Consider the following 22,077-nt stretch of genomic DNA (forward strand, 5'->3'; position numbering starts at 1 on the left):
ATCCGGAAATGGAGGCGGTCGACCTGAGGTGCGACGGTGTTGTGACGCGTACAGTGTGTCCGGACGACCCGCCGGCGCGCCTGCTCATGCATCCGACCGGACTCGGTACTGCGAGTCGCATAAAAGCACACCCCGTTGCCGGGGGTGTGCTTATCCAAGTTGAACCGAGCAACGCTTCAGGCAAGGCGGCGACGCAAAGCCACGAACGCCCCGATCAACAGCGCCCCAATGCTCAACAGGCCAAGGGAGCCGGGCTCCGGCACGGAGGTCGAACGCCCGTTGAATGTCGTGTCGTCGATGCCCCAGGCGTCACTGGACAAGTTGGTCAGCGTGAGGGAGCTGAACGGTGACGTGTCGGTGAAGCCGAAATACGCGGCTCCCCCGTCCACGTTGATTGCCGGCGTGAAGAGCTGGCTGGTGCCGTCGCTGAAGGTGACCTGCAGGGCGTTGGTGCCGCTGAAAACTGTCTGCAGACCGGTCAGGAACGTCCCGAAGGAATGCGTCGGCGTGGCAAAGGTGAAGGTGGCCGAGCCCATGGCAAAGCCGAGCCACTGGCTGCCAGCGGAGGTCGTATTGAAGCCGTAGAGGTTGCTGAGCGTGGTGTTGCTGATCCCCGAAAACCCGGGCCCAAAATTCGTGCCGGTCAGCGTGATCGACACCCCTGGCGCGGCGGCGATGGGTGAATAGTAGCCGGTTGCCAGACTCTCATAGGTGATCGTGTGGGTGGGGCCGAACACGGATGCCGCGGCGAGGAAGCTCGCCTGGGCGGTGTTCGAGTTGGGGAACGGGCCGGTCGTGAGCGCACCATCGTCCTGCCCGGAAAAGGTGGTGGTAGTAGCGTGCGCGGCGCCGATCGCTCCGGCAGCGAGCAGCCCCGCGAGGATTGTCGTACCCCAACGTCTCGTCGGCAGGTTCATGAGTAGTGCCTCCGTCGAAATGAAAGCCCCTGACGCGTTTTAAAAGCATGACCTATGCCAAAGATGAAATGGCTTGTAAATCAGGGAGCTGATTGCCCGCGAGTGAGCTACGCGCCGAAAAAATGTAAGGCTCTCCGACGACTTTTCGGACGCAGCATGGGCGGTGGCTGCTTTCGCCTGTTGCCGGAGAAACACCCAAATCCGGTGTACGCACGTGATCCGATCCGCCCGTTGCGGAAAACTTCCTGAAGTGAGGAACAGGCGGGGCAGGTGACCCGGCAGGCATCGCGCATGTGGGACGCGCCCGGTTTTTGTACCCCAAGAGGACGGGCCTGGGGCAGACGGAATGGCGGGGAAGACTGGCAGCAAGCCCGTCAGGTGCGAAGCGCGTCAGCCGATGGCTGCAAACCCGCATGAACATGGTGGCCGGGGACGGAATCGAACCGCCGACACGGGGATTTTCAATCCCCTGCTCTACCAACTGAGCTACCCGGCCGGGAAGCTGGCGATCAGGGCAGCCGCGATGGCTTGCCGATGATGCGTGGAGCCGCGCATTAGACCGAATGCGCGGCTTTTCGTCAAGACTCCAGGTTGGGTGGAGTGAAGCCGGCGGCATGGTCGAAGTCGCCGCCGAACAGGAATTTCTCCATCTGCTCGCCGAGGTATTTGCGCGCCTTCGGGTCGAGCGGGTTGAGCCGGTATTCGTTGATCAGGGTGGTCTGATGGGCCAGCCATTGCTGCCAGGCACGCCTGGAAATCTCGGCGTAGATGCGCTGGCCGAGCGGGCCGGGCCAAGGGGCGAAGTCCAGGCCTTCGGCGTCTATGCCGAGCTTGGTGCAATGGATGGTACGGCTCATGGTTCGGATCCTGGTGGGAACTGTCACGGTGGTGCGCAGCCTGCGGGCCGGCTCAGGCGTTGTCGTTGATCTGCAGCAGGAGGCTGCGCACCGGGGCGGGCAGACCGAGTGCGCCCAGTTCGTCGGCGCCGCACCAGCGCAGCTGCGGATTATCGGCGATGCCGCGCTGCGCTGTCGCGCGGTCGAACAGCAGCGGCTCGATGGCGAGCCGGTAGTGGCTGAAGACGTGGGTGAACGGGGCGAGCGCCTGCGCATCGTCGACCCGTGCGTGCTGCTGCGCGATGCGCCAGGCGCCGTCCGGGTCGCTGGCTTCGGGCAGGCTCCACAGGCCGGACCACACGCCTTGCGGACCGCGCCGTTCCAGCAGCACGCGGCCATGGCAGTCGCGCAGGACCAGCATCACGGTGGCGCGGGTGGGGATGGATTTCGCCGGTTTGCGGCTGGGCAATTGCGCGATGAGGCCGTCGCGGCGGGCGACGCAGTCGGCGGCCAGCGGGCAGGCCTCGCAGCGCGGGCGCGCACGCACGCAGACGGTGGCGCCCAGATCCATGATCGCCTGGGTGTAGTCGGCCACGCGGGTCTTCGGCGTGTGCGCCCCGGCGTGTTGCCACAGTTGCTTGTCCACCGCGCTGTCGCCGGGGTAGCCGTGGATGCCGTGGTAGCGCGCCAGCACGCGCTTGACGTTGCCGTCGAGGATGGGGAAGCGCAGCCCATGCGCCTGGGCGAGGACCGCGCCGGCAGTGGAGCGGCCGATGCCCGGCAGGGCGGCGAGCGCGTCGAAGTCGCGCGGCAGTTCGCCGTGGTGCCGTTCCACGCAGAGTTGTGCGGCGCGATGCAGGAAGCGCGCGCGACGGTAGTAGCCGAGGCCCGACCACAGTGCCAGCACGGTGTCCTCATCGGCGGCGGCTAGATCGCGCAGGGTGGGCAGCGCGCGGACGAAGCGCTCGAAGTAGCCGATCACGGTGGCCACCTGGGTCTGCTGCAGCATCACCTCGGACAGCCATACGCGGTAGGCGTCGCGCCGACCATCGTCGAGCGCGTGCTGCCAGGGCAGGTCCTTGCGGCCGTGCCGGTCGAACCAGCGCAGCAGGCGGGCAGCCAGCGACGCGCTCATGGCGAGGGTTTGCCGGCGGCAGGCTTGGTTGCCGGCGCGGCGGCCGTGGCGGCAGCGGCGGGCACGGCCGCGCCGGCACGGATGGTCAGGCCTTCGATGCTGATGCCGCCGGCCTGGAACTGCGCGAACTCGGCATGGCCGCTGCCCGGCGGCACGCTCAGCTGCGGCCCCTGCGGGTTGTCCAGCTGGCTCCACCAATGCACCAGCGCCAGCGGCGGCAGGCGCAGGTCGGCGTGGTTGGCGGGGCCGTCGAGCTTCAGCGCAAGCAGCAGCGGGTTGCTCTGGTCGGCAGGGGTCAGCAGCAGCGAGACGTCGTACTGGCCGGCATTGGCCTGGTCGAGCTTGCCGGCGAGGTTGGCGGCGGCGTCGGCGGCGCCGTGCCAGTGCGCGTTGCCGGTGAGCGCGAGCGTGGTCGCGCTGCCCTGCGACAGGTGCAGGGTGATGTTGTCGAGCTGCAGCGCGTTGCCCTCGATGCGCGGCGTGGCGGACAGCCGCAACCGCAGTGGCGTGCCTGCGGCGGTGGCGGCGGACACGCTGAGCGGGAACGGCTGACCGGAAACCAGGCTGCCGGCTTCGAGCGAGACATTGCCGAGCAGCACCTGGTTGCCGCGCACCACGCTGCCGCGGCTGACGCTGACGCCGGTGTCGATGCGCGGGATGTTCGGCGGCACGCCGTTGGGCTGCGCGGGCAGCGCGGCGAGCCATTCCTGCAGCGCGTCGAGGTCGACCCGCGGCGACTCGATGTGCAGTTGCGAGATTACCGTGGGGCCACCCAGCACGGTATGCCACGGCAGTACCAGCTGGCCATGCGCGGCCAGCAGGATCGGTGCGCCGGCGCCAGCGGCATTGAGCGTGATGCCGTCAAGGTCCAGCGCCGGTCGCGGGAACAGGGTGGGGCTGGCCGGGCTGGCCAGGTTCAGTTCGAGCCCGGCGCTGCGCGCCTGGGATTGCAGCATGCGGGTGAAGCGTTCCGGCTGCAGCAGGATGTAGACCGCGATCACCGCGGCGAGCAGCAGCGCCAGCGCGAAGCCGCCGAGGGCCAGCAGGGTCAGGCGCAGTCGGCGCGGCATGCGCTCAGCCTCGCCGGCATGATTCAGTCATGGCCCTGCGCCTCGCCGCCGAGGCTTGCCGGCAGCAGACCGTCAACGAACGCGGCGGCCTCGAACGGACGCAGGTCGGTGGCGCTTTCGCCCAGGCCCACGAAACGGATCGGCAGGCCGAACTCGCGCGCCAGCGCAAACACCACGCCACCCTTGGCGGTGCCGTCGAGTTTGGTCACCACCAGCCCGGTGACGCCAACGATCTGGCGGAACTGGCGCACCTGGCTGACCGCGTTCTGGCCGGTGGTGCCGTCGATCACCATCAGCACTTCGTGCGGCGCATCGGCGTCGAGCTTCTTCAGCACGCGGGCGATCTTGCCCAGCTCGTCCATCAGCCCGCCTTGGGTGTGCAGCCGGCCGGCGGTGTCGGCGATCAGCACGTCGGCGCCGCGCGAGCGCGCGGCCTGCAGCGCGTCGAAGATCACGCTGGCGGCGTCGGCGTCCTGGCCCTGCGAGATCACCGGCACTGCGTTGCGCTCGCCCCAGGTCTTCAATTGCTCGACCGCGGCGGCACGGAAGGTGTCGCCGGCGGCCAGCATCACCGCGCGCTGCTCGTCGCGCCAGCGGCGCGCCAGCTTGCCGATGGTGGTGGTCTTGCCGGCACCGTTGATGCCGACCACCAGCACCACGAACGGCTTCCTGCCGCCTACCTGCAGCGGCTGCTCGACCGGCTTGAGCAGGGCCAGCAGCGCCTGGCGCAGCGCGGCCAGCAGCGCCGGCGCGTCGGCGAATTCGCGCTTGTGCATGCGCTTGCGCAGGCTCTCGACCAGCTCGGTGCTGGCCTCGATGCCGACGTCGGCGGTGATCAGCGCGGTCTCCAGCTCGTCGAGCAGGTCGTCGTCGAGCTTGGGATGGCGCACGAACAGCGAGCCGAGGCTGCGTGCGAAGCCGCTGTCGGCCAGTCGTTCGCGCCAGCTGCGCCTGCCCGGCGCCGCCGCTTCGGCGGCCTCGGCGGCCGGCGCCACGAAACGCTCGGTTTCGGGTCGGGTTTCCGCCGGCGCGGCGATTTCGGCCAGTGCCTCGTGCAGCACGCCACTTTCCGGCGCAACGGCAGCGGCGTGCTCCGTCTGCTTGTCGGCAGACGCCGCTTCGGTGGGCTTTTTCTTCCAGAACTTGAGCATCGCGGCGGTGATTCAAAGACAATGGGCGGCATGCTAACACTCCAACCTGTACTGGCCGCTGAGGGCGCGGCGGCATGAATGGCGCGCGCCGCAGCGGGTCGGGGCGCATCCGCATCATCGGCGGCAGCCTGCGCAATTCGCGGTTGGAAGTACCGGAGCTGCCCGGCCTGCGGCCCACCCCCGAACGAGTACGCGAAACCCTGTTCAACTGGCTGGCGCCGGTGCTCGGCGGCGCGCGCTGCCTGGACCTGTGCGCCGGCACCGGCGCGCTCGGCATCGAGGCGCTGTCGCGCGGCGCGGCCAGCGTGCAGTTCGTCGAGCGTGACAGGCAGGCGGCGCAGGCACTGCGCGCGAACCTCGCGCGGCTCAAGGCCGACGGCGGCCAGGTGGTGGCGCTGGAGGCGGAGGCGTTCCTGCACGGCACAGCGCAGGCGTACGACCTGGTCTTCCTCGACCCGCCGTTTGCGCTGGAGTTGTGGCCGACGCTGGCGCGCCAGCTGGAACAGGGTGGCTGGCTGACCGAATGGGGCTGGATCTACGTGGAGTCGCCGCGCAGCCAGGCTCCGACCCTGCCGCCGAACTGGCAGCTGCAGCGCGAGGGTCACGCCGGCGAGGTGCGCTTTGCGCTCTATCGGCGCGCGCTTCCGTTAAGCTAGAGTCATAACCACTGCCGCTTCCCTTCTCGTGAGCAAAACTTTGGGCAACTCGCGCCTGGCCGTCTATCCAGGCACCTTCGATCCGATCACCAACGGGCACACCGACCTGGTGACGCGGGCGGCGCACCTGTTCGACCACGTGGTGGTGGCAGTGGCCGACAGTTCCAGCAAGGGTCCGGGTTTCAGCATCGGCGAGCGGATCACCCTGGCGCGGCTGGCGCTGGCCGACCTGCCGAACGTGGAGGTGCGCGGCTTCGACTGCCTGTTGGCCACCTTCGTGCAGGAGGTCGGCGCCGGCGTGATCATCCGCGGGCTGCGCGCAGTGTCGGATTTCGAATACGAGTTCCAACTGGCCAGCATGAACCGGCATCTGATTCCGCAGGCGGAAACGCTATTCCTGACGCCGGCCGAACAATACAGTTTCATCTCCTCCTCGCTGGTGCGCGAGATCGGCCGCCTCGGCGGCGACATCTCCAGTTTCGTGCATCCAGCGGTACAACAAGCCATGCGGCAGCGCTGGCAACAGAGCCGTTCCGACTTCAACAAGCAACCCGAAACAAAAGGTGACCACCATGCGTAAGTTCGCTCTCATCGCTGCCCTCGCGCTGACCGCCAGCCTGACCCTGAGCGCCTGCGGCAAGCAAGAATCGGCCGAGCAGGCCGGCCAGCAGACCAGCCAGCAGGCGACCAAACCGACCGACCCGAACGATATGAAGGCGTGGAACGCCTACCTCGGCCAGATCGTGCAGAACAACATGCAGGGCATGAAGGCCGACCGCCCGTACCCGTACTTGGTGCCGGGCGGCGATTCCGAAGAGGCGGTGGCGGGTCGTGGCCGTCAGCTGTCGAACGTGGAGGACACCGTGGCTCGCGGCGTACTGCCGGGCAACATGCTGGTGTTCGCCGGCCCGGATTCGGCCAAGACCGCCGACCTGGTGGCTGCGGCGTTCAAGGATGCCAAGCCCGGCTCGTTCAAGGACGTGATCGTCCTGTTCATCGGCGACCAGGCCGACCAGCAGCGCGTCGACGACGTGCTGAAGCCGACCGGCGCCACGGTGCGCTTCGTCGCGATGTAAGCACGCCGCCGCGGGTGCAGCCGCGGGAAGGGGAGGCTGCGCGTTGGCCTTTTCCCCTTCCCGTTTCCTTCGTCCGCCGCGGCCCCGATCCCATGTCCCTGAAGATCCTCGACACTTGCGTCAATTGCGACGTCTGCGAACCGGCCTGCCCGAACCAGGCGATCTCGCTGGGTGAAGAGTTTTACGTGATCGACCCCTCGTTGTGTACCGAATGCATCGGTCATCATGACGAACCGCAATGCGTGGCGGTATGCCCGGTCGAATGCATCATCAGCGATCCCGATCATGCCGAATCGCGCGAGCAGCTTGAACTCAAGTATCGCCAGCTGATGGCCAAGGAGTCCGCGGCATGAGGTTTTCCGTGAACTGGCGCGTGCTCGCCCTGAGCCTGCTGCTGGCTGGCGGCAGCGCGTTCGCCGCCGACGGCTCGCCGAAAGCGGCGCCGCCCGCACCGGCCCACGCCGGGTCGCTGCGTCCCGGCCACGCGGCCGTCGCCAGTGCGAACTTCCATGCCACCGAAGCCGGCCTCGAAGTGCTGGCCAAGGGCGGCAATGCGTTCGACGCGGCGGTGGCGGTGGCGTCCACGCTGTCGATCGTGGAGCCGGAGAGTTCCGGCACCGGCGGCGGCTTCATGGCTGTGCTGCACCTGGCGAAGGACGGCCGCGATGTCTTCATCGACGCGCGCGAGACCGCGCCGGCCGCGGTGAACCCGAGGGATTACCTCAACCCGGACGGCAGCCCGAACCGCGACGCCGCGCTGCGGGGGCCGCTGTCGGCCGGCATTCCGGGCCAGCCGGCCGGGCTGGCGCTGTTGTCCGGCCGCTATGGACGGCTGCCGCTGGCGCAGTCGCTGGCTCCGGCGATCCGCATCGCGCGTGACGGCTTCCAGCCGGACGAGCGTCTGCGCGGCGCGATCGCCGGCACGCAGAAGGATCTCGAGCGCTGGCCCGCATCGGCCGCCAAGTACCTGCCGGGCGGCAAGCCGCCGGCGAAAGGCGCGGTGTGGCGCGACCCGGACCAGGCGCGCACGCTGGAACTGCTCGCTGCGCACGGCCACGACGGTTTCTATCGGGGCGAGACCGCGCAGAAGCTGGTCGATGCGGTACGCGCCGCCGGCGGCAACTGGACGCTGGCCGACCTGACCGGCTACCAGGCCAAGGAACGCACGCCGATCAGCGTCGACTATCGCGGCTACAAGATCGTCACCGCGCCGCCGCCGTCCTCCGGCGGCGTGGCGATCGCCGAGATCCTCAACATCCTCTCCGGCTACGACCTGACCAAGATGGATGCCGCCACGCGCGCGCACTACATCATCGAGGCGATGCGCCGCGCGTTCCGCGACCACAACGACTACCTGGGCGACCCGGACTTCGTGCAGATGCCGCTGGACATGCTGCTGTCGCCGTACTACGCCGCCGGCCTGCGCCAGGGCATCCTGCCCGACAAGGCCACGCCGTCGTCCATGCTGCCGCGCGCGGAGGCGCCCGAGCCGGGCATGCACACCACCCATTTCTCGATCATCGACGCCGACGGCAACATGGCTGCGGTGACCTCCACGGTGAACTACACGATGGGTTCGGGCTTCGTCGCCGCGGGCACCGGCGTACTGCTCAACGACGAGATGGACGACTTTGCGCTGGTGCCGAACAAGCCGAACGTGTACGGCCTGCTCGGCAGCGCGGCGAATGCGCCAAAGGGCGGCAAGCGCATGCTGTCCTCGATGTCGCCGAGTATCGTGATCGGCCCCGGGCGCACCGCGGTAATCGGCTCGCCAGGCGGCTCGACCATCATCACCCAGGTGCTGGAAGGCATCCTGCACTTCATCGACGGCGAGAGCGCGCAGCAGATCGCCGCGCACAAGCGCTTCCACCACCAGTACCTGCCGGACGTGGTGAAAGTGGAGGACGGCACGTTCGACGCCGCCACCAGCGAGGCGCTGACGAAGATGGGCTACACGTTGAAGCCGCGCGAATCGTGGGGCTTCATGAACGTGGTGACCTGGGACCGCGAGGCCAACAAGCTCGACGCCGCCAGCGATCCGCGCCGGCCGTCGGGGCTGGGCAAGGTGCAGTAGGCCCTTCGAAAAACTGGCGATTGCTCGTCATCCCGGCGAAAGCCGGGATCCAGCGCCCAGGGTTTCGGTGAGTCAGAGTCACTGAGTCCCAGCTTTCGCTGGGACGACGGTCCTAATCAAGGGTTTTCGAGGTTCCCAGCAAGGTCAGACCATGGAATTGTTTTCGCTCACCGGCAACTCGCAGCAACTCGACGGCGGCGCCATGTTGTTCGCCCCATCCATGGGCCTCACCCCGCGCGTTGCGCGGGGCCGCCTGCGGCGTCCGGATTCGCTCCCGGCGAATCCGTCGGCAATGCGAGATATCTGATATGGAGCTCTGGTCCCTGCTCGGTAATTCTCAGCAATTAGACGGCGGCGCCATGTTCGGCAATGCGCCCAGGGCGCTGTGGTCGCGCTGGATCGCGCCGGATGCGGAGAACCGGATTCCGCTGGCCTGCCGCTGTCTGCTGGTGAGGGATCTGGGCGGGCGCAACGTGCTGTTCGAGACCGGCATCGGTGCGTTCTTCGAACCGGCGCTGCGCGAGCGTTACGGCGTGGTGGAGTCGCGGCACGTGCTGCTGGATTCGCTGGCCGGGGCCGGGCTCGGTCACGAGGACATCGACGTGGTAGTGCTGTCGCACCTGCACTTCGACCATGCCGGCGGCCTGCTGGCGGCATGGGAGGGGGGCCAGCCGCCGCGGCTGCTGTTCCCGAACGCACAGTTCGTGGTGGGTGCGGAGCACTGGCGCCGCGCGCTGCAGCCGCATCCGCGCGACCGCGCCTCGTTCGTGCCCGAGCTGCAGCCGCTGCTCGAAGCGAGCGGCCGGCTGGAGCTGGTCGAGGGCGAATATTCGCGGACGCTGGGCAAGTCGGTGCGCTTCTTCTTTTCGGACGGCCATACGCCCGGACTGATGCTGGCCGAAGTCGGTGGCGTGGTGTTCTGCGCCGACCTGATCCCGGGCCGCTTCTGGGTGCACCTGCCGATCACCATGGGCTACGACCGCTACCCGGAGAAGCTGATCGACGAGAAGCGCGTGTTCCTGGAAGACAAGCTGGCGCGCGGCGTGCAGCTGTTCTTCACCCACGACCACGATTGCGCGCTGGCGCGGGTGACGCGCGACGGGCGCGGCCGCTTCGGCACCGCCGACGAGCAGCGCGTCCTGCGCGGCATGCCGCCGTCCCGCCAGACGGGAGCGGGCTGATGAAAGGGCGCAAGACGGGCTCCCTGCAGGGGCTGGCATGGAATGTCCTCGGCGCGCTGCTGCTGCTGGCCGGCATCGGCCTGGCGGCAACCACCGAACGCAGCCTGCTGAACTACCGCGCGGTAGCCGGCCTGCATGGTGGCGAGGTGATCGACCTCGGCTCCAACTCGCCGCCGGCCGGCGGCGAGCACGGTGCGATGGCGCGCGTGACCGGTACGCCGACGGTGGTGGAGGCGCCACGCGATCCGGATTTCAACCTGCGGGCGAATACCCCGGTGCTGGTGCGCCATGTGGAGATGTTCCAGTGGCGCGAGGTGCGCGTCGGCAGCGGCGTGCACTACGAACTGGACTGGGTCGACCATCTGCTCGATGCCGGCCATTTCGAGGAGCCGCACGGTCACGCGAACCCGCCCAGCTTCCCGCTCAGCGGCAAGCAGTTCGACGCCGGGCTGGTGCGGCTCGGCGGGTTCGGGCTGGGGTCCGTGCTGCTGCATGCGATACCGGGCACGCAGCAGGTTGCGCCGGACCCCGGCGCACTGCCGGCGAACCTGGCGGCCAGCTTCAGCCGCTACCAGGACTACCTGGTGACCAGCGCGCGGCCGGGCGACCCGCGGCTGGGCGACGTGCGGGTGAGCTGGAACGAGGTACCGCTGCAGGAGCTGACGGTGGTCGGGCGCGTTGACGGCGACCGGCTGGTGGCGGCCACCGACGCCGCGGACGGCAAGGGTTACGTGGTGCAGGTCGGCGACGTGCCGGTGCTGGACATTTTTCCGGATCTGCCGGTTCCGCCGGAGTTCGTGACGAGCTGGCGGATCCTGGCGGTGTTGCTGGCGTCGGCGGGGGTGTTCGTGCTGCTCGCGGTCCAGCGCAACCGGCGCGAGCCGCTGCTGGCGCTGGGCCTGGCGGCGCTGGCCGTGGGTATCGTGGCCGGGGTGCTCTGGCTCGGCAGCGATACGCGCAACATGCTGGGCTGGCTGGCGCTGGCGCTGTGCGGCCTGCTGCTCACCGGCTGGCGACTGCGCCGCGCGCACTGAGCGCGCGGGCGGCAAACGGGATTCGCGCCTTCCCTCAGGCCGTCGCCGACTTGCCACCGGCCGAAGCGAACACCTGATCGGCCCACTGCGTGGCGCCCAGGTAGATCGTCGCCATGCGCTGGATGCGCTGCGGCACGGCGTGTTCGCTGGTCAGCTCGCCGGCTTCCCAGGCAAGGATCTGCTTCAGCAGCGGCGCGAACGGCCCGCCGCGACCGGTCAGTGCGTCGCTGATCTCCGGCACCAGGCGCAGGTGGGTCAGCAGGAACTCCATCGGCGCGCACATCAGGGTGTCGAGCAGCGAGAACAGGCCCACCGTGAAGGCCATCTCCGGGTAGCCGTTGGGCATGCCGGTGGCCAGCTTCTCGCACATGTGCGCGCGGATCAGCGCGGCGCGCAGCAGTTCCGGTGGACGGTCGTCCATGCTGCACATGGACATGGTGTCGATCCAGTTGCGCATGCGCATGACACCGAAGAAGATCGCCGCCTGCTGCACCGATTTCAGTTGCCGCGGCAGCGCGAAATAGGCCGAGTTGACGCAGCTCAGCAGCTTGTAGCTGAGTACCGCGTCGTCGCGCACGATGTTGCCCAGCTCCACCGGCCCGGGATTGCTTTCCTGCAACACGCGCATCAGGCGCAGCATGCTCAGGCGGTTGGCGGTGAGCACGGGCACCGCCACCGGCTGCGGAATCAGCAGGTAGCGGCCCTGGATCGCCTCCAGCGGCAGCTCCAGGCAGCGTTCGTAGGTGAGATGGTCGTTGACGTGGCCGGCCACCACCTGGATGCCGCGCTGGTGCAGCTCCCCGGCGTGCTCCTTCAGCCGCTCGGGGCTCAGGTGGGTGGCATCCAGCCGCACCAGTTGCACCAGCTGCAGCAGGGTTTCCAGCGCCAGGCTGCTTTCCAGGTCGGCGCCCGTCACGTCGAGCATGAACTGGCAGCCGCGCAGCGCCATCTGCTGCAGGCGCCTCATCAGCGCGGTGTCGCCGGCCACGTGCGGCTGCAGCACCACGCCGAGACGCGGCTGGTGCAGCAGCACGTCGGAATCTTCCGGCAACAGCTCGGCCGGCATGTTGAGGAACGCGCGGTTGCCGCGCACCAGCCGGGTCAGCGCGCCGTCGGTGATGGTCGACAGCACGCATTGCAGCAGGGTCTGTTCGTCGCCCGGCTCGCGGTGGAACACGATCTCGTAGGCGAACAGCTGGCGCTCGCGGTCGAGCATGGGCACGCGCAATACCGGCAGCGGCACCGAGGTCGGCAAGCCCTCGCGACCCGGCGTGCCGATGGAGGGGGAGGCAGCGGAAGAAGCGTTCGGTTGGCTCATGATCGGTCGTCGTGGTTGACGGTGGGCGCGCCGGGGAGGGCTGCTTCGCAGTCAGTGGGGGGATCGTTTGCGTGGGCAGTTGTGGGTGTGGTCTCTCATCGCGATGTCATACCGCCGCCAGTACCTGCGAACGCAGGCTGGCATGCAGTTCGCCGGAGCGGCCGTAGAGTTCGTTCTCGCCGGCGTGGCCGGTCAGCACGGCCAGCGCGCGGCGCGTCTGGCTCAGCCGCTGGCTGACCACGCTGCCGTTGCGCTGGTTGAGCAGGTGGCAGTACTGCAACCGCTGCACGATGCGGCTCCAGCCAGCCGCCGAGGCGGCCGCCACCGCCGGCTGCTCGGCCGCCAGCTGCTGGCGCTCGGCGTCGAGCTGCTCCAGTTGCAGCATCAGGGCCTGCTTGCGCGTGCCGGCCTGGTCCAGCGCGTCGCTGTCGCGCGCGTCCAGCGCCGTGCGCTCGGTCTCGAGCACCTGCGCGAGCCGGTCGACCGCCTGTTGCATGTCGCCCAGCACCGCGGTCAGCGCGTCGTCCAGCTCGTGCTGCAGCGGCCGCTTCATGCGTTGCCCGTGCCGCCGAGCTGCTGATCCAGCGCAAGCATGCGGTCGGCGGTGCGCCCGGCGTCGACCTGGTAGCTGCCGTCGGCCAGCGCCTGGCGCAGGCGTTCCACCCGCGCCGCGTCGATCACGGCGCTGTCGTCGGTGCGGGCGGCTTCCTGCAGCGCGAGGGCCGAGTCGGTCAGCTTCAGCTGGTCGCCGGCCTTGGGCACGGCGCTGGCGGCATCCGCCGCACCGCTGGCCGTGGTGGCCGGGCCGTTGCCCGCGTTGCCGGTGGTCTGCGTGAACTTCGGCAAGCCGTTGTTGGGAATGGTCGTATTCATGGGTCCGTGCTCGCTGGGGTGTGGCCCTGTAACCGACAGATCGGCCGCTGTGGCGGAAACTTTAGCGGTGAACGGCGGGCGTGGCGGCGCTCATGGCAGCGCGACCACCGTGCCCGGGGCGCTGACCATCGCGTCGACCACCTTGCCCGAGCTTTCGTTGCGCACCCGCAGGCGGGCACCGTTGTCGCCGCTGCCCATCGCCACGCCGGCCGCGCGCACCTCGATGCCGTCGAGCCTGGCCACCAGCTCCACGCGGTCGCCGGCGCGCACCATGCGGCGGCCGCCCAGCGCGCCGGGCGAAAGCACGCTGCCCTGCGCCAGCGAGCGGGCCAGCGTGCGGCCGGCCACCTGGGTGAGGTTGTCGATGTAGCCGTAGCCGAGCCGGGCAACGTCGCGCTCCTCCGCGTGCACGTCCGCGGCGCCCAGGCCGTCGCCGCGCAACAGCGGCCGGCTGGTCACCAGCACCTGGCGGAACAGCTGCAGCTGCAGCGGCACGCGCACGGTCCAGCCGCCGGGTTGCGGGCAGCGTACCGGCACGGTCAGGCGGGACGAGGTTGTTGCGTAGGCCGGCACTACCGCGCGCAGCGGTTCACGGCACGCGTCCAGGTGCAGGCGCAGGTCGAGCGGCGCGGCGTTGACCACCACCCGACTGCCCGGCAGCGCGTAGTGCTCGCGAACCGCCTGCTCGGCCGCGGCGCGTACGCTGTCGGGTGATTGCGTGGTGGTGGTGGCGCTGTCGGCACGGGCACTCTGTGGCCATGCGCCGAGGCCCAGCGCGGCGACCAGCAAGCCGGTGGCGAGGAGCCGGGGTTTGCTCATGCGTCCGCCAGCAAGGCGCCGAGTTGCCCGAGCAGCGCCTCGCGATCGGACTCCATCTGCTGCGACAGCGTGGCGGCCTGTTCGAGCTGGCCGTCGCAAAGCAGGGCGACGAAGCGGTTGCCCTGTTCGCACAGGCGGCTGCCGCTGCCGCTCAGGCCGGCGCTGGCGGGGTGGCCCCGGTACAGCGCGCCCAGCCGGTCGGCGCTGCGGTTGATCGTATGGGTATCGAACCAGCGCCGATCCAGCGCGCCCGGTTCCAGCAGGGCCAGCTCGGCCGCCTGGCGCAGGTTCAGCGACGCCTCGCGCAGGGTCAGGCTGAGGCTGGCCGGGTCGCGGCCGCTTTCGCCTTCCAGCCAGTCCAGCCCCAGCCGGTGCGCCAGCAGGGCGGCGCGATGCAGCGCGTCGGACTGGCGCCGCGCCTCGTTGCCGCGACGCTGCAGTGCGCCGAGCGCAGCCTGTGCCGCGGTGGCGCGCGCGTGCTGCACGTCGTGGTTCTGCTGCAGCTTGTGGATGCGCGTGCCCGAGGCCCGCACGGCTTCGCTGCCTTCGCGCAGGGTGGCGCCGGACTGGCCGACGCCGGCCTGCGCGCGCTCCAGTTGCTGCAGGCCGTGCTGCACGTCGCCGTCCAGCTGCAGCGAAAAATCGCCGATCGAGCCGGTGACGGCCTCGATTTCGGTGGTGGTGAGCGTGGTTTTTTCCGCCAGCTGCTTGACCTCGTCGGCGACCACGGCAAAGCCGCGACCCGCCTCGCCGGCACGCGCCGCCTCGATCGCCGCGTTCAACGCCACCAGGTTGGTCTGGTGCGCGATTTCCTGCACCACGCCGATCAGCTGGCGGATCTGCGCCACCTGTTCGGCCAGCTTGCTCTGGTTGCGGTTCATCGCCGACAGCGCGCTGCGCAGCAGGCGCAGCTGGCCATCGAGCTCGCTGACGCTGCGCTCGCCGGCCTGCCCGGCCTGGCTGGCCTGGTCGAGTTCGGCGCTGATCTGCTGCAGCGCCGTCGAGATACCGGCGCTGCCATCCGTCAAACGATCGACGCTGCCGCGGCCCTCGTCGGCGGCCTTGGCCAGCGCCGCCTGCTCGCGCGACAGCTGCTGCACCGCGCCGAGCACCAGGCTCTGCTGCTCCACGGTCTGCAGCGCCACCGAGGCGGGCGGCCGGGCGGCGACGCGCGCCAGCAGCGGAGCCAGCACCTGCGCCGCGCGCGGGTACCGCCGTCGCAGCGCGGCGACCTGCGCGTCGTCACCCGCGACGGCGGCCTCCACCAGGGCAGTGAGGTGCGTGGTCCAGGTCAGGCTCATGGGGCGGAGATCACCTTGGTTGTGGCGCGGAAGTGCAACCGCTGCATCGACAGCAAGCTGCGGAACTTGAGGAAGCAAGTCGCATGCCAGTGCGGCGAAGAGCGAAACCCTCGCCCGACCCTGCGGCGCAAGGAGAGAGCCCGGCACGGCAGCGCTCAAGTACGCCGTGTTGTGGCCGATAGCCACCGCGTACGGCCGCGGCGGCGGCAGCGCACCCGAGGAGAGCGCATGGGCGGCACGTTGCTGGAAAAAGTGGAGCAACACACCCGGCTGGCCGGGCACAACCGGGTGGCCATGCTGCTGTTCCGGCTGGGCGACGAGCAGCTGTTCGGCATCAACGTGTTCAAGGTGCGCGAGGTGCTGCGCCGTCCACCGCTGGAACGCATGCCGGGCGTGCACGCCTTGCTGGCCGGCAGCTGCGACTACCGCGGGCAGACCGTTCCGGTGATCGACCTGGCCGCCGCGCTCGGCTACGCGCCGCTGCGCGAGGTCGCCTCGGCGCATCTGATGGTGACCGAATTCAACCGCTCGGTGCAGGGCTTCCTGGTGGCGGACCTGCAGCGCATGGTGCAATGTCCGGGCGAAACGCTGGTGGCGCCGCCGAGCAACCTGGGCTTCGGCGCGCGGGTCAACGCGGTAACCCGCATCGATGGCGCGCTGATGGCGGTGGTCGACGTGGAGCACGTGCTGGCCAGTATCGACGCCGCGCCGGCCGAGCTGTCCATGCAGATGCAGCGCGCCGCCGACACCCGCACGCTGTCGCCGCGACGGGTGATGGTGGTGGACGATTCGCTGATCGCTCGCCGCCGGCTGGTCGGCCTGTTCAAGCAGATGAACATCGAATGCGTGGTGGCGACGGATGGTCGCGAAGCGCTCGAGCGCCTGCAGGAACTCGCGGCGGGCGACCCCGTCGACGGCGTCAGGCTGGTGGTGTCGGACATCGAGATGCCGCGCCTGGACGGCTACGCGCTCACCCGCGCGATCCGCGAGACGCCGGGCCTGCGCCAGCTCAAGGTAGTACTGCACAGCTCGCTCAGCGGCATCTTCAACGAGGCGATGGTGAAGGAGGTCAAGGCCGACCGCTTCGTCGCCAAGTACCAGCCGGACCTGCTGGCGCAGGCGGTGCTGGAGCTGTTGCCCGAGCCGGCAGAAGTGCCGGCGGGCTGACTCCGGCGCGGCTGGCGCCAGCACGGCGTCAACAATCCGTCTTTTCGCCGGTGGCGCCCTCGAGGTGTCGCGGGCACGGCTTCGCCAGCCCAGTTGCAGCAACGTTTTCCCCGTGGTGGCATGCAATTTGCCTCCAGCTCCGTGCGGCAACTGCACGCGGAGCGAAGCGATGTCCCTGACCCCTGACAACCTGTTCGGCATCCACACCGGGGCACTGGACCTGTGGCAGCGGCGTACCGAGGTGCTCGCCAACAACCTGGCCAACGCCGACACACCCGACTACCTGGCCCGCGACATCGACTTCCGCAAGGTGCTGGCGGACGCCGGCGGCAGCCAGGGCGAACTGCCGCTGCAGACCACCGCCGCCGGCCAGATCGGTACGGCCGGGCCGGGGGCCGACGGCGCGCTGGCTTATCGCGTGCCGACCCAGCCGAGCATGGACGGCAACACCGTTGACGCGCAGGCCGAGCAGGCCGCGTTCGCCGCCAACGGCGTGCACTACCAGGCCAGCCTGTCCTTCATCACCGCACAGATCCGCATGTTGCGCATGGCCATCAACGGAGGCCAGGGCTGATGTCACTGTTCTCGATCTTCAATGTGGCCGGTTCCGGCATGGCGGCGCAGTCGCTGCGCCTGAACACGGTGGCCAGCAACCTCGCCAACGCGGACAGCGTGGCGACTACCCCGGACGCGGCCTACCGCGCGCGCGAACCGCTGTTTGCCGCCGTGAAGAACCGGCAGGCCGGCGGCGATGCGCCAGGCGAGGGCGTGCAGGTGCTCGGCGTCACCGAGAGCCAGGCGGCGATCCCCAGCCGCTACGAACCCGGCAACCCGCTGGCCGACGCCGACGGCTATGTCTACAGCAGCAACGTCAACCCGGTGGACGAGCTGGTCAACATGATCTCCGCCTCGCGCTCGTACCAGAACAACGTCGAGGTGATGAATTCCACCCGCCAGCTGATGCAGAAGACGCTGGATCTCGGCAAGTGAGGCGGCTACCGATGAGGCACATGGCATGAGCGGCATGAATGTTTCGAACGTGGGCGCCAGCGCCGGCCAGGCGGTCAGCGCGGGCAAGGACAAGACCCTCAGCCAGGCCGACTTCCTGAGCCTGCTGACGGAGCAGATGCGCAACCAGGATCCGACCAAGCCGATGGATTCGTCGCAGATGGTCAGCCAGCTGGCGCAGATCAGCCAGGTCTCGGCGACGCAGGACCTGCAGGCATCGTTCGACGACCTGAGCAAATCGATGCAGAGCAACCAGATCCTGCGGGCCAGCGGCATGGTGGGGCGCACCGTGGTGGTGCCGTCCGCGGCCGGCACGCTGCGCGACGGCGCCCTGGACGGCGCGGTGAACGTACCCGACGGCGGCGGTCAGGTGCTGGTGAAGATCAACGACACGCACGGCAACGTGCTGCGCACGATCAGCCTGGGCGCGCCGCCGGCGGGGCTGGCGCGCTTCCACTGGGACGGCATGGGCGACGATGGCCAGGCGTTGCCGGCGGGAACCTACGGCCTCGCGGCGCAGGCCGGCAACACCGCCGTGGCCACCTACGTCAGCGGCAAGGTCACCGGCGTGGGCATGACCGGCAGCGACGGTGTCTATCTGGATGTGGACGGTTTTGGCGGTGCCCTGCTGAGCCAGGTCGCGCAGATCAACTGACGGCCCCGCGGGGCTTCAACACAGAGGAATTATCGGATGCCTTTCAATATTGCCTTGAGCGGTCTCAACGCGGCCTCGAAGGATCTGGAGGTTACCGCCAACAACATCGCCAACACCGCCACCACCGGCTTCAAGGGCTCGCGCACGCAGTTCGCCGAGCTGTTCAATGCCGCCGGCCCCAACCTCAGTTCCAGCCAGACCGGCAGCGGCGTGCGACTGACCAACGTGGCGCAGCAGTTCACCACCGGCAGCGTCGAGACCACCAACAACAGCCTGGACTTCGCCATCAGCGGCGACGGTTTCTTCACCGTGCGCGACGGCAAGGGCTTTTCCTATACCCGTGCCGGCGCGTTCCAGAAGGACCAGAACGGCTACGTGATGAACGCCAGCGGGCAGCGCCTGCAGGTGTTTCCATCGGTGGCCGGCGGCACCTTCGACACCAGTACGCTGACCGACCTGCAGCTGTTCACCGCGCAGAATGCGGCCAAGGCCACCGGCACCGTGCAGATGTCGCTGAACCTGCCGTCGGACGCCACCCCGCCGGCGACCCCGTTCAACCCGCTCACCGATCCGTCGAGCTACAACCAGGCCACGCCGTTCACCGCCTACGACTCGCTCGGCGCCACCCACAGCGGCGTGGTGTACTTCGCCAAGGATCCGGCCGCCAACGTGTGGAACGCCAGCCTGTACATCGACGGCGGCTCCACCGGCGCCTCGCAGCAGCTCACCTTCAACAGCAGTGGCGCGCTGGTGACGCCGGCGAACGGCATGCTGAACTTCCCGGCGGTGTCGGTCAGCCCCGGCGCCGACCCGATGCAGCTCAACCTGGACATGAGCAAAGCCACCCAGTTCGGCAACGCCTACGCGGCCAGCGCGATCAACCAGAACGGCTACCCCACCGGCATCCTTTCCAGCATCGACGTGTCGCGCGAGGGTGTAGTGCAGGCCAAGTACTCCAACGGCCAGACCTCCGCGCTGGGCCAGCTGGCACTGGCGCAGTTCTCCAACGAGCAGGGCCTGCGCCAGCTGGACAACACCAACTGGGCCGCCTCCTACGACTCCGGCACGCCGGTGATGGGCGCCGCCGGCGGCGGCACCTTCGGCAGCGTGCAGGCCGGCGCGCTGGAGGCTTCCAACACCGCCGACCTCACTGCGCAGCTGGTCAACATGATCAAGGCGCAGCGCAACTACCAGGCCAACGCGCAGGTGATCTCCACCGACAACCAGCTCACGCAGACCATCATCAATATTCGCAGCTGAGGGAGTGGGGAATAGGAGTCGGGAATAGGAAAAGCCGTTCGCCGCACTGTTCCTGTTCCTCGTTCTCCGCTAACCCCACCCGGGAATCCATATGGACAGATCGCTTTACGTCGCCATGACCGGCGCCACGCAGATGATGCGCGGGCAGTCGGAGGTGGCGCACAACCTGGCCAACGCCGACACGGTCGGCTTCAAGGCGCAACTGTCGGCGTTCCAGCCGCTGGCGGTGCAGGGCCCGGGCCTGCCCACGCGGGTCAACGGCGTGGCGCAGGGGTTGGGCGTGGACCTGCGCGAGGGCGGCCAGATCGAGACCGGCCGCGAGCTGGATGTGGCTGTGCAGGGGCAGGGCTGGATCGCCGTGCAGGGCGCCGACGGCAGCGAAGGCTATACCCGTGCCGGCGAACTGCGGCTGACTCCCGACGGTCTGCTCACCGACGCCCGCGGCAACCTGGTGCTGGGCGACGGCGGCCCGATCAGCGTGCCGCAGAGCGCGCAGGTGAACATCGGCGCCGACGGCACCGTGTCGGTGGTGCCGATGGGCCAGGGCCCGGAGACGATCGCCGCGGTCGGCCGCATCAAGCTGGTCAACCCGGCCGCCGACCAGCTCGCGCTGGGCAGCGACGGACTGATGCACCTGGCCGGCGGCGCCACGGCGGATGCCGACCCCGCGGTGACGCTGAAGTCCGGCGTGCTCGAATCCAGCAACGTCAACCCGGCGCAGACGCTGGTGCAGATGATCCAGCTGTCGCGCCAGTACGAGCTGCAGATCCGCGCCATCCACGGCGCCGACGAAAACGCGCAGTCGGCCTCGCGCCTGCTGCAGATGACCTGACCACCACCATTCATACAGACATCCAGACGTCCATTCGGAGTCCATCGACATGTTCTCATCCCTGTGGGTAGCCAAGACCGGCCTCGATGCGCAGCAGACGCGCATGGACGTGATCTCGAACAACCTCGCCAACGCCAACACCACCGGCTACAAGAGCGCGCGCGCCTCGTTCCAGGACCTGGTCTACCAGAACCTGCGCCAGCCCGGCGGGCAGACCACCGAGCAGACCCAGGCGCCGTCCGGCCTGATGCTGGGCACCGGCGTGCGCGTGGCCGGCAGCGAGAAGCTGTTCACCCAGGGCAACATCGAGCAGACCGGCAACTCGCTGGACCTGGCCGTGCAGGGTCGCGGCTTTCTGCAGGTGACCATGCCCGACGGCAGCATCGCCTACACCCGCGACGGCTCGCTGCACATGGACCAGAACGGGCAGATCGTCACCGCCAACGGCTACGCGCTCGACCCGGCCATCAGCGTGCCGACCAACGCGCAGAGCATCACCATCGGCAGCGACGGCACCATCAGCGTGAGCGTGCCGGGCCAGGCCGCGACGCAGCAGATCGGCACCGTGCAACTGGCTGACTTCATCAACCCGGCCGGCCTGCAGCCGAACGGCGACAACCTGTACCTCGAAACCGCCTCCAGCGGCTCGCCGCAGATCGGCCAGCCGGGCCTGAACGGCCTGGGCACGCTGGCGCAGGGCGCGCTGGAAAGCTCCAACGTCAACGTGGTGGAGCAGATGGTCGACATGATCGAGACCCAGCGCACCTACGAGATGAACTCCAAGGCGGTCTCCGCCGCCGACTCGATGCTGCAGTTCCTCACCAACAAGACCTGAGGCGCGCCGTGATGCCTGCCCGTCCTTCCTCCCTCTCGGGAGTCCCGAACAACCGCTTTCCCCCTCGTCATTCCCGCGAAAGCGGGAATCCATCGCGGCTTTGCGGAACAGCAACATGGATGGCCAGCTTTGCTGTTGATAAAGCGCTTCCCACTTTCGTGGGAATGACGATGTGGGGGATGCTCCGCGGCGCCCTCGTGCTGTGCGCGCTGGCCCTGCTGGCCGGCTGCGCCAGCGGCCCGCACGCGCGCGACGATGCCGAGTGGGCGCCGACGCCGCCGCCCGCGCCGCAGATCGCCGCGGGGCAGGCCGACGGCTCGATCTACCATGACCAGCAGAACATGGAGCTGTTCGCCGACCCGCGCGCGCACCGCGTGGGCGACATCCTCACCGTGGCGCTGGTGGAAAGCACCCAGGCCAGCAAGAAGGCCACCACCTCCACCAGCAAGACCGACAAGGCCAAGATCGCCTCGCCTACCGTGCTTGGCCAGAACCTGTCGATCGGCGGCAACGCGGCGAACATCGGGCTGGACGGCGAGCGCAGCTTCGACGGCGCCGGCTCCAGCACGCAGAGCAACCAGCTGGTCGGGCAGATCACTGTCACCGTGGCGCAGCGCCTGAGCAACGGCAACCTGCTGGTGCGCGGTGAGAAGTGGCTGACCATCAACCAGGGCCAGGAATTGGTGCGCATCTCCGGCATCGTGCGCCCGCAGGACATCGGCCAGGACAACGTGGTGCCGTCCACCCGCGTGGCCGACGCGCGCATCAGCTACACCGGCCGCGGCACGCTGGCCGACGCGAATACGCGTGGCTGGCTGTCGCGCTTCTTCAATTCGAAGTGGATGCCGTTCTGATGAACACGCTGGCGCGCCCCGTTGT

At 69.0% G+C, this 22,077-nt stretch carries 26 protein-coding genes and 1 tRNA gene; 16 read left to right on the top strand and 11 right to left on the bottom strand.

What is annotated here, in order from left to right:
- Window positions 1–176: 176 nt before the first annotated feature.
- From UUA_RS02890 to ftsY, 6 genes are all read right to left on the bottom strand, one after another.
- Complete coding sequence (locus UUA_RS02890; RefSeq protein WP_008434117.1) at window positions 177–917, bottom strand: PEP-CTERM sorting domain-containing protein; 741 nt, start codon at window positions 915–917, stop codon at window positions 177–179.
- A 420-nt stretch (window positions 918–1,337) separates the two neighbouring features.
- Window positions 1,338–1,413, bottom strand: a tRNA-Phe gene (locus UUA_RS02895).
- An 82-nt stretch (window positions 1,414–1,495) separates the two neighbouring features.
- The gene (locus UUA_RS02900; RefSeq protein WP_008434118.1) at window positions 1,496–1,774 is read right to left on the bottom strand and encodes an oxidative damage protection protein; all 279 of its coding nucleotides are present in this window, start codon (window positions 1,772–1,774) and stop codon (window positions 1,496–1,498) included.
- 52 nt (window positions 1,775–1,826) lie between these two features.
- Window positions 1,827–2,888: an A/G-specific adenine glycosylase gene (gene mutY / locus UUA_RS02905; RefSeq protein ID WP_008434120.1), complete on the bottom strand. Its 1,062-nt coding sequence runs from the start codon at window positions 2,886–2,888 to the stop codon at window positions 1,827–1,829.
- Entirely contained in the window at window positions 2,885–3,958 is a 1,074-nt protein-coding gene (locus tag UUA_RS02910) for an AsmA family protein (protein WP_008434121.1), read from the bottom strand. Before UUA_RS02910 ends, mutY begins: the two co-directional genes overlap by 4 nt.
- 23 nt (window positions 3,959–3,981) lie before the next feature.
- Window positions 3,982–5,109, bottom strand: coding sequence for a signal recognition particle-docking protein FtsY (gene ftsY, locus UUA_RS02915; protein WP_008434122.1), 1,128 nt, complete (start codon window positions 5,107–5,109; stop codon window positions 3,982–3,984).
- Window positions 5,110–5,183: 74 nt separating this feature from the next.
- On the opposite strand from ftsY, the gene rsmD reads away from it, so the two are divergent.
- The 8 genes from rsmD (at window position 5,184) to UUA_RS02950 (ending at window position 11,130) form a co-directional block, all read left to right on the top strand.
- Window positions 5,184–5,765 (top strand): 16S rRNA (guanine(966)-N(2))-methyltransferase RsmD, encoded by a 582-nt coding sequence (gene rsmD / locus UUA_RS02920; RefSeq protein ID WP_008434123.1) that lies wholly within the window; start codon window positions 5,184–5,186, stop codon window positions 5,763–5,765.
- A gap of 28 nt (window positions 5,766–5,793) precedes the next feature.
- Entirely contained in the window at window positions 5,794–6,345 is a 552-nt protein-coding gene (gene coaD, locus UUA_RS02925) for a pantetheine-phosphate adenylyltransferase (protein WP_235605901.1), read from the top strand.
- On the top strand, window positions 6,338–6,841 hold the full coding sequence (locus UUA_RS02930; protein WP_008434128.1) for a hypothetical protein: 504 nt from the start codon (window positions 6,338–6,340) through the stop codon (window positions 6,839–6,841). Before coaD ends, UUA_RS02930 begins: the two co-directional genes overlap by 8 nt.
- Window positions 6,842–6,933: 92 nt before the next feature.
- Window positions 6,934–7,194, top strand: a complete 261-nt coding sequence (locus UUA_RS02935) for a YfhL family 4Fe-4S dicluster ferredoxin (RefSeq protein ID WP_008434129.1) — start codon at window positions 6,934–6,936, stop codon at window positions 7,192–7,194.
- Window positions 7,191–8,915: a gamma-glutamyltransferase gene (gene ggt, locus UUA_RS02940; RefSeq protein WP_008434130.1), complete on the top strand. Its 1,725-nt coding sequence runs from the start codon at window positions 7,191–7,193 to the stop codon at window positions 8,913–8,915. The genes UUA_RS02935 and ggt overlap by 4 nt, the downstream gene beginning before the upstream one ends.
- Before the next feature lie 151 nt (window positions 8,916–9,066).
- Window positions 9,067–9,222: a hypothetical protein gene (locus UUA_RS19210; protein ID WP_155943230.1), complete on the top strand. Its 156-nt coding sequence runs from the start codon at window positions 9,067–9,069 to the stop codon at window positions 9,220–9,222.
- A gap of 1 nt (window position 9,223) precedes the next feature.
- Window positions 9,224–10,096 carry an MBL fold metallo-hydrolase gene (locus tag UUA_RS02945; RefSeq protein ID WP_039953451.1) on the top strand — a complete coding sequence of 291 codons (873 nt, stop codon included), beginning with the start codon at window positions 9,224–9,226 and terminating at the stop codon, window positions 10,094–10,096.
- On the top strand, window positions 10,096–11,130 hold the full coding sequence (locus UUA_RS02950; protein ID WP_008434133.1) for a TMEM43 family protein: 1,035 nt from the start codon (window positions 10,096–10,098) through the stop codon (window positions 11,128–11,130). The genes UUA_RS02945 and UUA_RS02950 overlap by 1 nt, the downstream gene beginning before the upstream one ends.
- Window positions 11,131–11,164: 34 nt before the next feature.
- Here the strand turns inward: UUA_RS02950 and UUA_RS02955 are convergent, their stop codons facing one another.
- From UUA_RS02955 to UUA_RS02975, 5 genes are all read right to left on the bottom strand, one after another.
- Window positions 11,165–12,448 (bottom strand): EAL and HDOD domain-containing protein, encoded by a 1,284-nt coding sequence (locus UUA_RS02955; protein ID WP_039953452.1) that lies wholly within the window; start codon window positions 12,446–12,448, stop codon window positions 11,165–11,167.
- A 106-nt stretch (window positions 12,449–12,554) separates the two neighbouring features.
- On the bottom strand, window positions 12,555–13,001 hold the full coding sequence (locus tag UUA_RS02960) for a flagella synthesis protein FlgN (RefSeq protein WP_008434136.1): 447 nt from the start codon (window positions 12,999–13,001) through the stop codon (window positions 12,555–12,557).
- On the bottom strand, window positions 12,998–13,321 hold the full coding sequence (flgM, locus tag UUA_RS02965; protein ID WP_008434137.1) for a flagellar biosynthesis anti-sigma factor FlgM: 324 nt from the start codon (window positions 13,319–13,321) through the stop codon (window positions 12,998–13,000). The genes UUA_RS02960 and flgM overlap by 4 nt, the downstream gene beginning before the upstream one ends.
- Before the next feature lie 90 nt (window positions 13,322–13,411).
- Window positions 13,412–14,140 (bottom strand): flagellar basal body P-ring formation chaperone FlgA, encoded by a 729-nt coding sequence (gene flgA / locus UUA_RS02970; protein ID WP_008434139.1) that lies wholly within the window; start codon window positions 14,138–14,140, stop codon window positions 13,412–13,414.
- Window positions 14,137–15,441: a methyl-accepting chemotaxis protein gene (locus UUA_RS02975; protein ID WP_008434141.1), complete on the bottom strand. Its 1,305-nt coding sequence runs from the start codon at window positions 15,439–15,441 to the stop codon at window positions 14,137–14,139. The genes flgA and UUA_RS02975 overlap by 4 nt, the downstream gene beginning before the upstream one ends.
- A 228-nt stretch (window positions 15,442–15,669) precedes the next feature.
- Between UUA_RS02975 and UUA_RS02980 the strand changes: the two genes are divergently transcribed.
- The 8 genes from UUA_RS02980 to flgH all read left to right on the top strand — a co-directional run bounded on the left by UUA_RS02980 (window position 15,670) and on the right by flgH (window position 22,052).
- Entirely contained in the window at window positions 15,670–16,608 is a 939-nt protein-coding gene (locus tag UUA_RS02980) for a chemotaxis protein (protein WP_008434143.1), read from the top strand.
- A 169-nt stretch (window positions 16,609–16,777) separates the two neighbouring features.
- Window positions 16,778–17,182, top strand: a complete 405-nt coding sequence (gene flgB / locus UUA_RS02985) for a flagellar basal body rod protein FlgB (RefSeq protein WP_008434144.1) — start codon at window positions 16,778–16,780, stop codon at window positions 17,180–17,182.
- A complete protein-coding gene (flgC, locus tag UUA_RS02990) occupies window positions 17,182–17,598 on the top strand; it encodes a flagellar basal body rod protein FlgC (protein ID WP_008434145.1) in 417 nt (138 codons plus the stop codon). The genes flgB and flgC overlap by 1 nt, the downstream gene beginning before the upstream one ends.
- Before the next feature lie 34 nt (window positions 17,599–17,632).
- Window positions 17,633–18,271 carry a flagellar hook assembly protein FlgD gene (locus tag UUA_RS02995; RefSeq protein WP_235605902.1) on the top strand — a complete coding sequence of 213 codons (639 nt, stop codon included), beginning with the start codon at window positions 17,633–17,635 and terminating at the stop codon, window positions 18,269–18,271.
- A 36-nt stretch (window positions 18,272–18,307) separates the two neighbouring features.
- Window positions 18,308–19,531 (top strand): flagellar hook protein FlgE, encoded by a 1,224-nt coding sequence (gene flgE / locus UUA_RS03000; protein ID WP_008434147.1) that lies wholly within the window; start codon window positions 18,308–18,310, stop codon window positions 19,529–19,531.
- 91 nt (window positions 19,532–19,622) lie between these two features.
- Complete coding sequence (gene flgF, locus UUA_RS03005; protein ID WP_081491494.1) at window positions 19,623–20,363, top strand: flagellar basal-body rod protein FlgF; 741 nt, start codon at window positions 19,623–19,625, stop codon at window positions 20,361–20,363.
- A 49-nt stretch (window positions 20,364–20,412) separates the two neighbouring features.
- Complete coding sequence (gene flgG, locus UUA_RS03010) at window positions 20,413–21,198, top strand: flagellar basal-body rod protein FlgG (protein ID WP_008434149.1); 786 nt, start codon at window positions 20,413–20,415, stop codon at window positions 21,196–21,198.
- Window positions 21,199–21,377: 179 nt separating this feature from the next.
- On the top strand, window positions 21,378–22,052 hold the full coding sequence (gene flgH / locus UUA_RS03015; RefSeq protein ID WP_008434151.1) for a flagellar basal body L-ring protein FlgH: 675 nt from the start codon (window positions 21,378–21,380) through the stop codon (window positions 22,050–22,052).
- Window positions 22,053–22,077 lie beyond the last annotated feature (25 nt).

The organism is Rhodanobacter thiooxydans LCS2, from assembly GCF_000264375.1.
GTDB classification, from domain to species: domain Bacteria; phylum Pseudomonadota; class Gammaproteobacteria; order Xanthomonadales; family Rhodanobacteraceae; genus Rhodanobacter; species Rhodanobacter thiooxydans.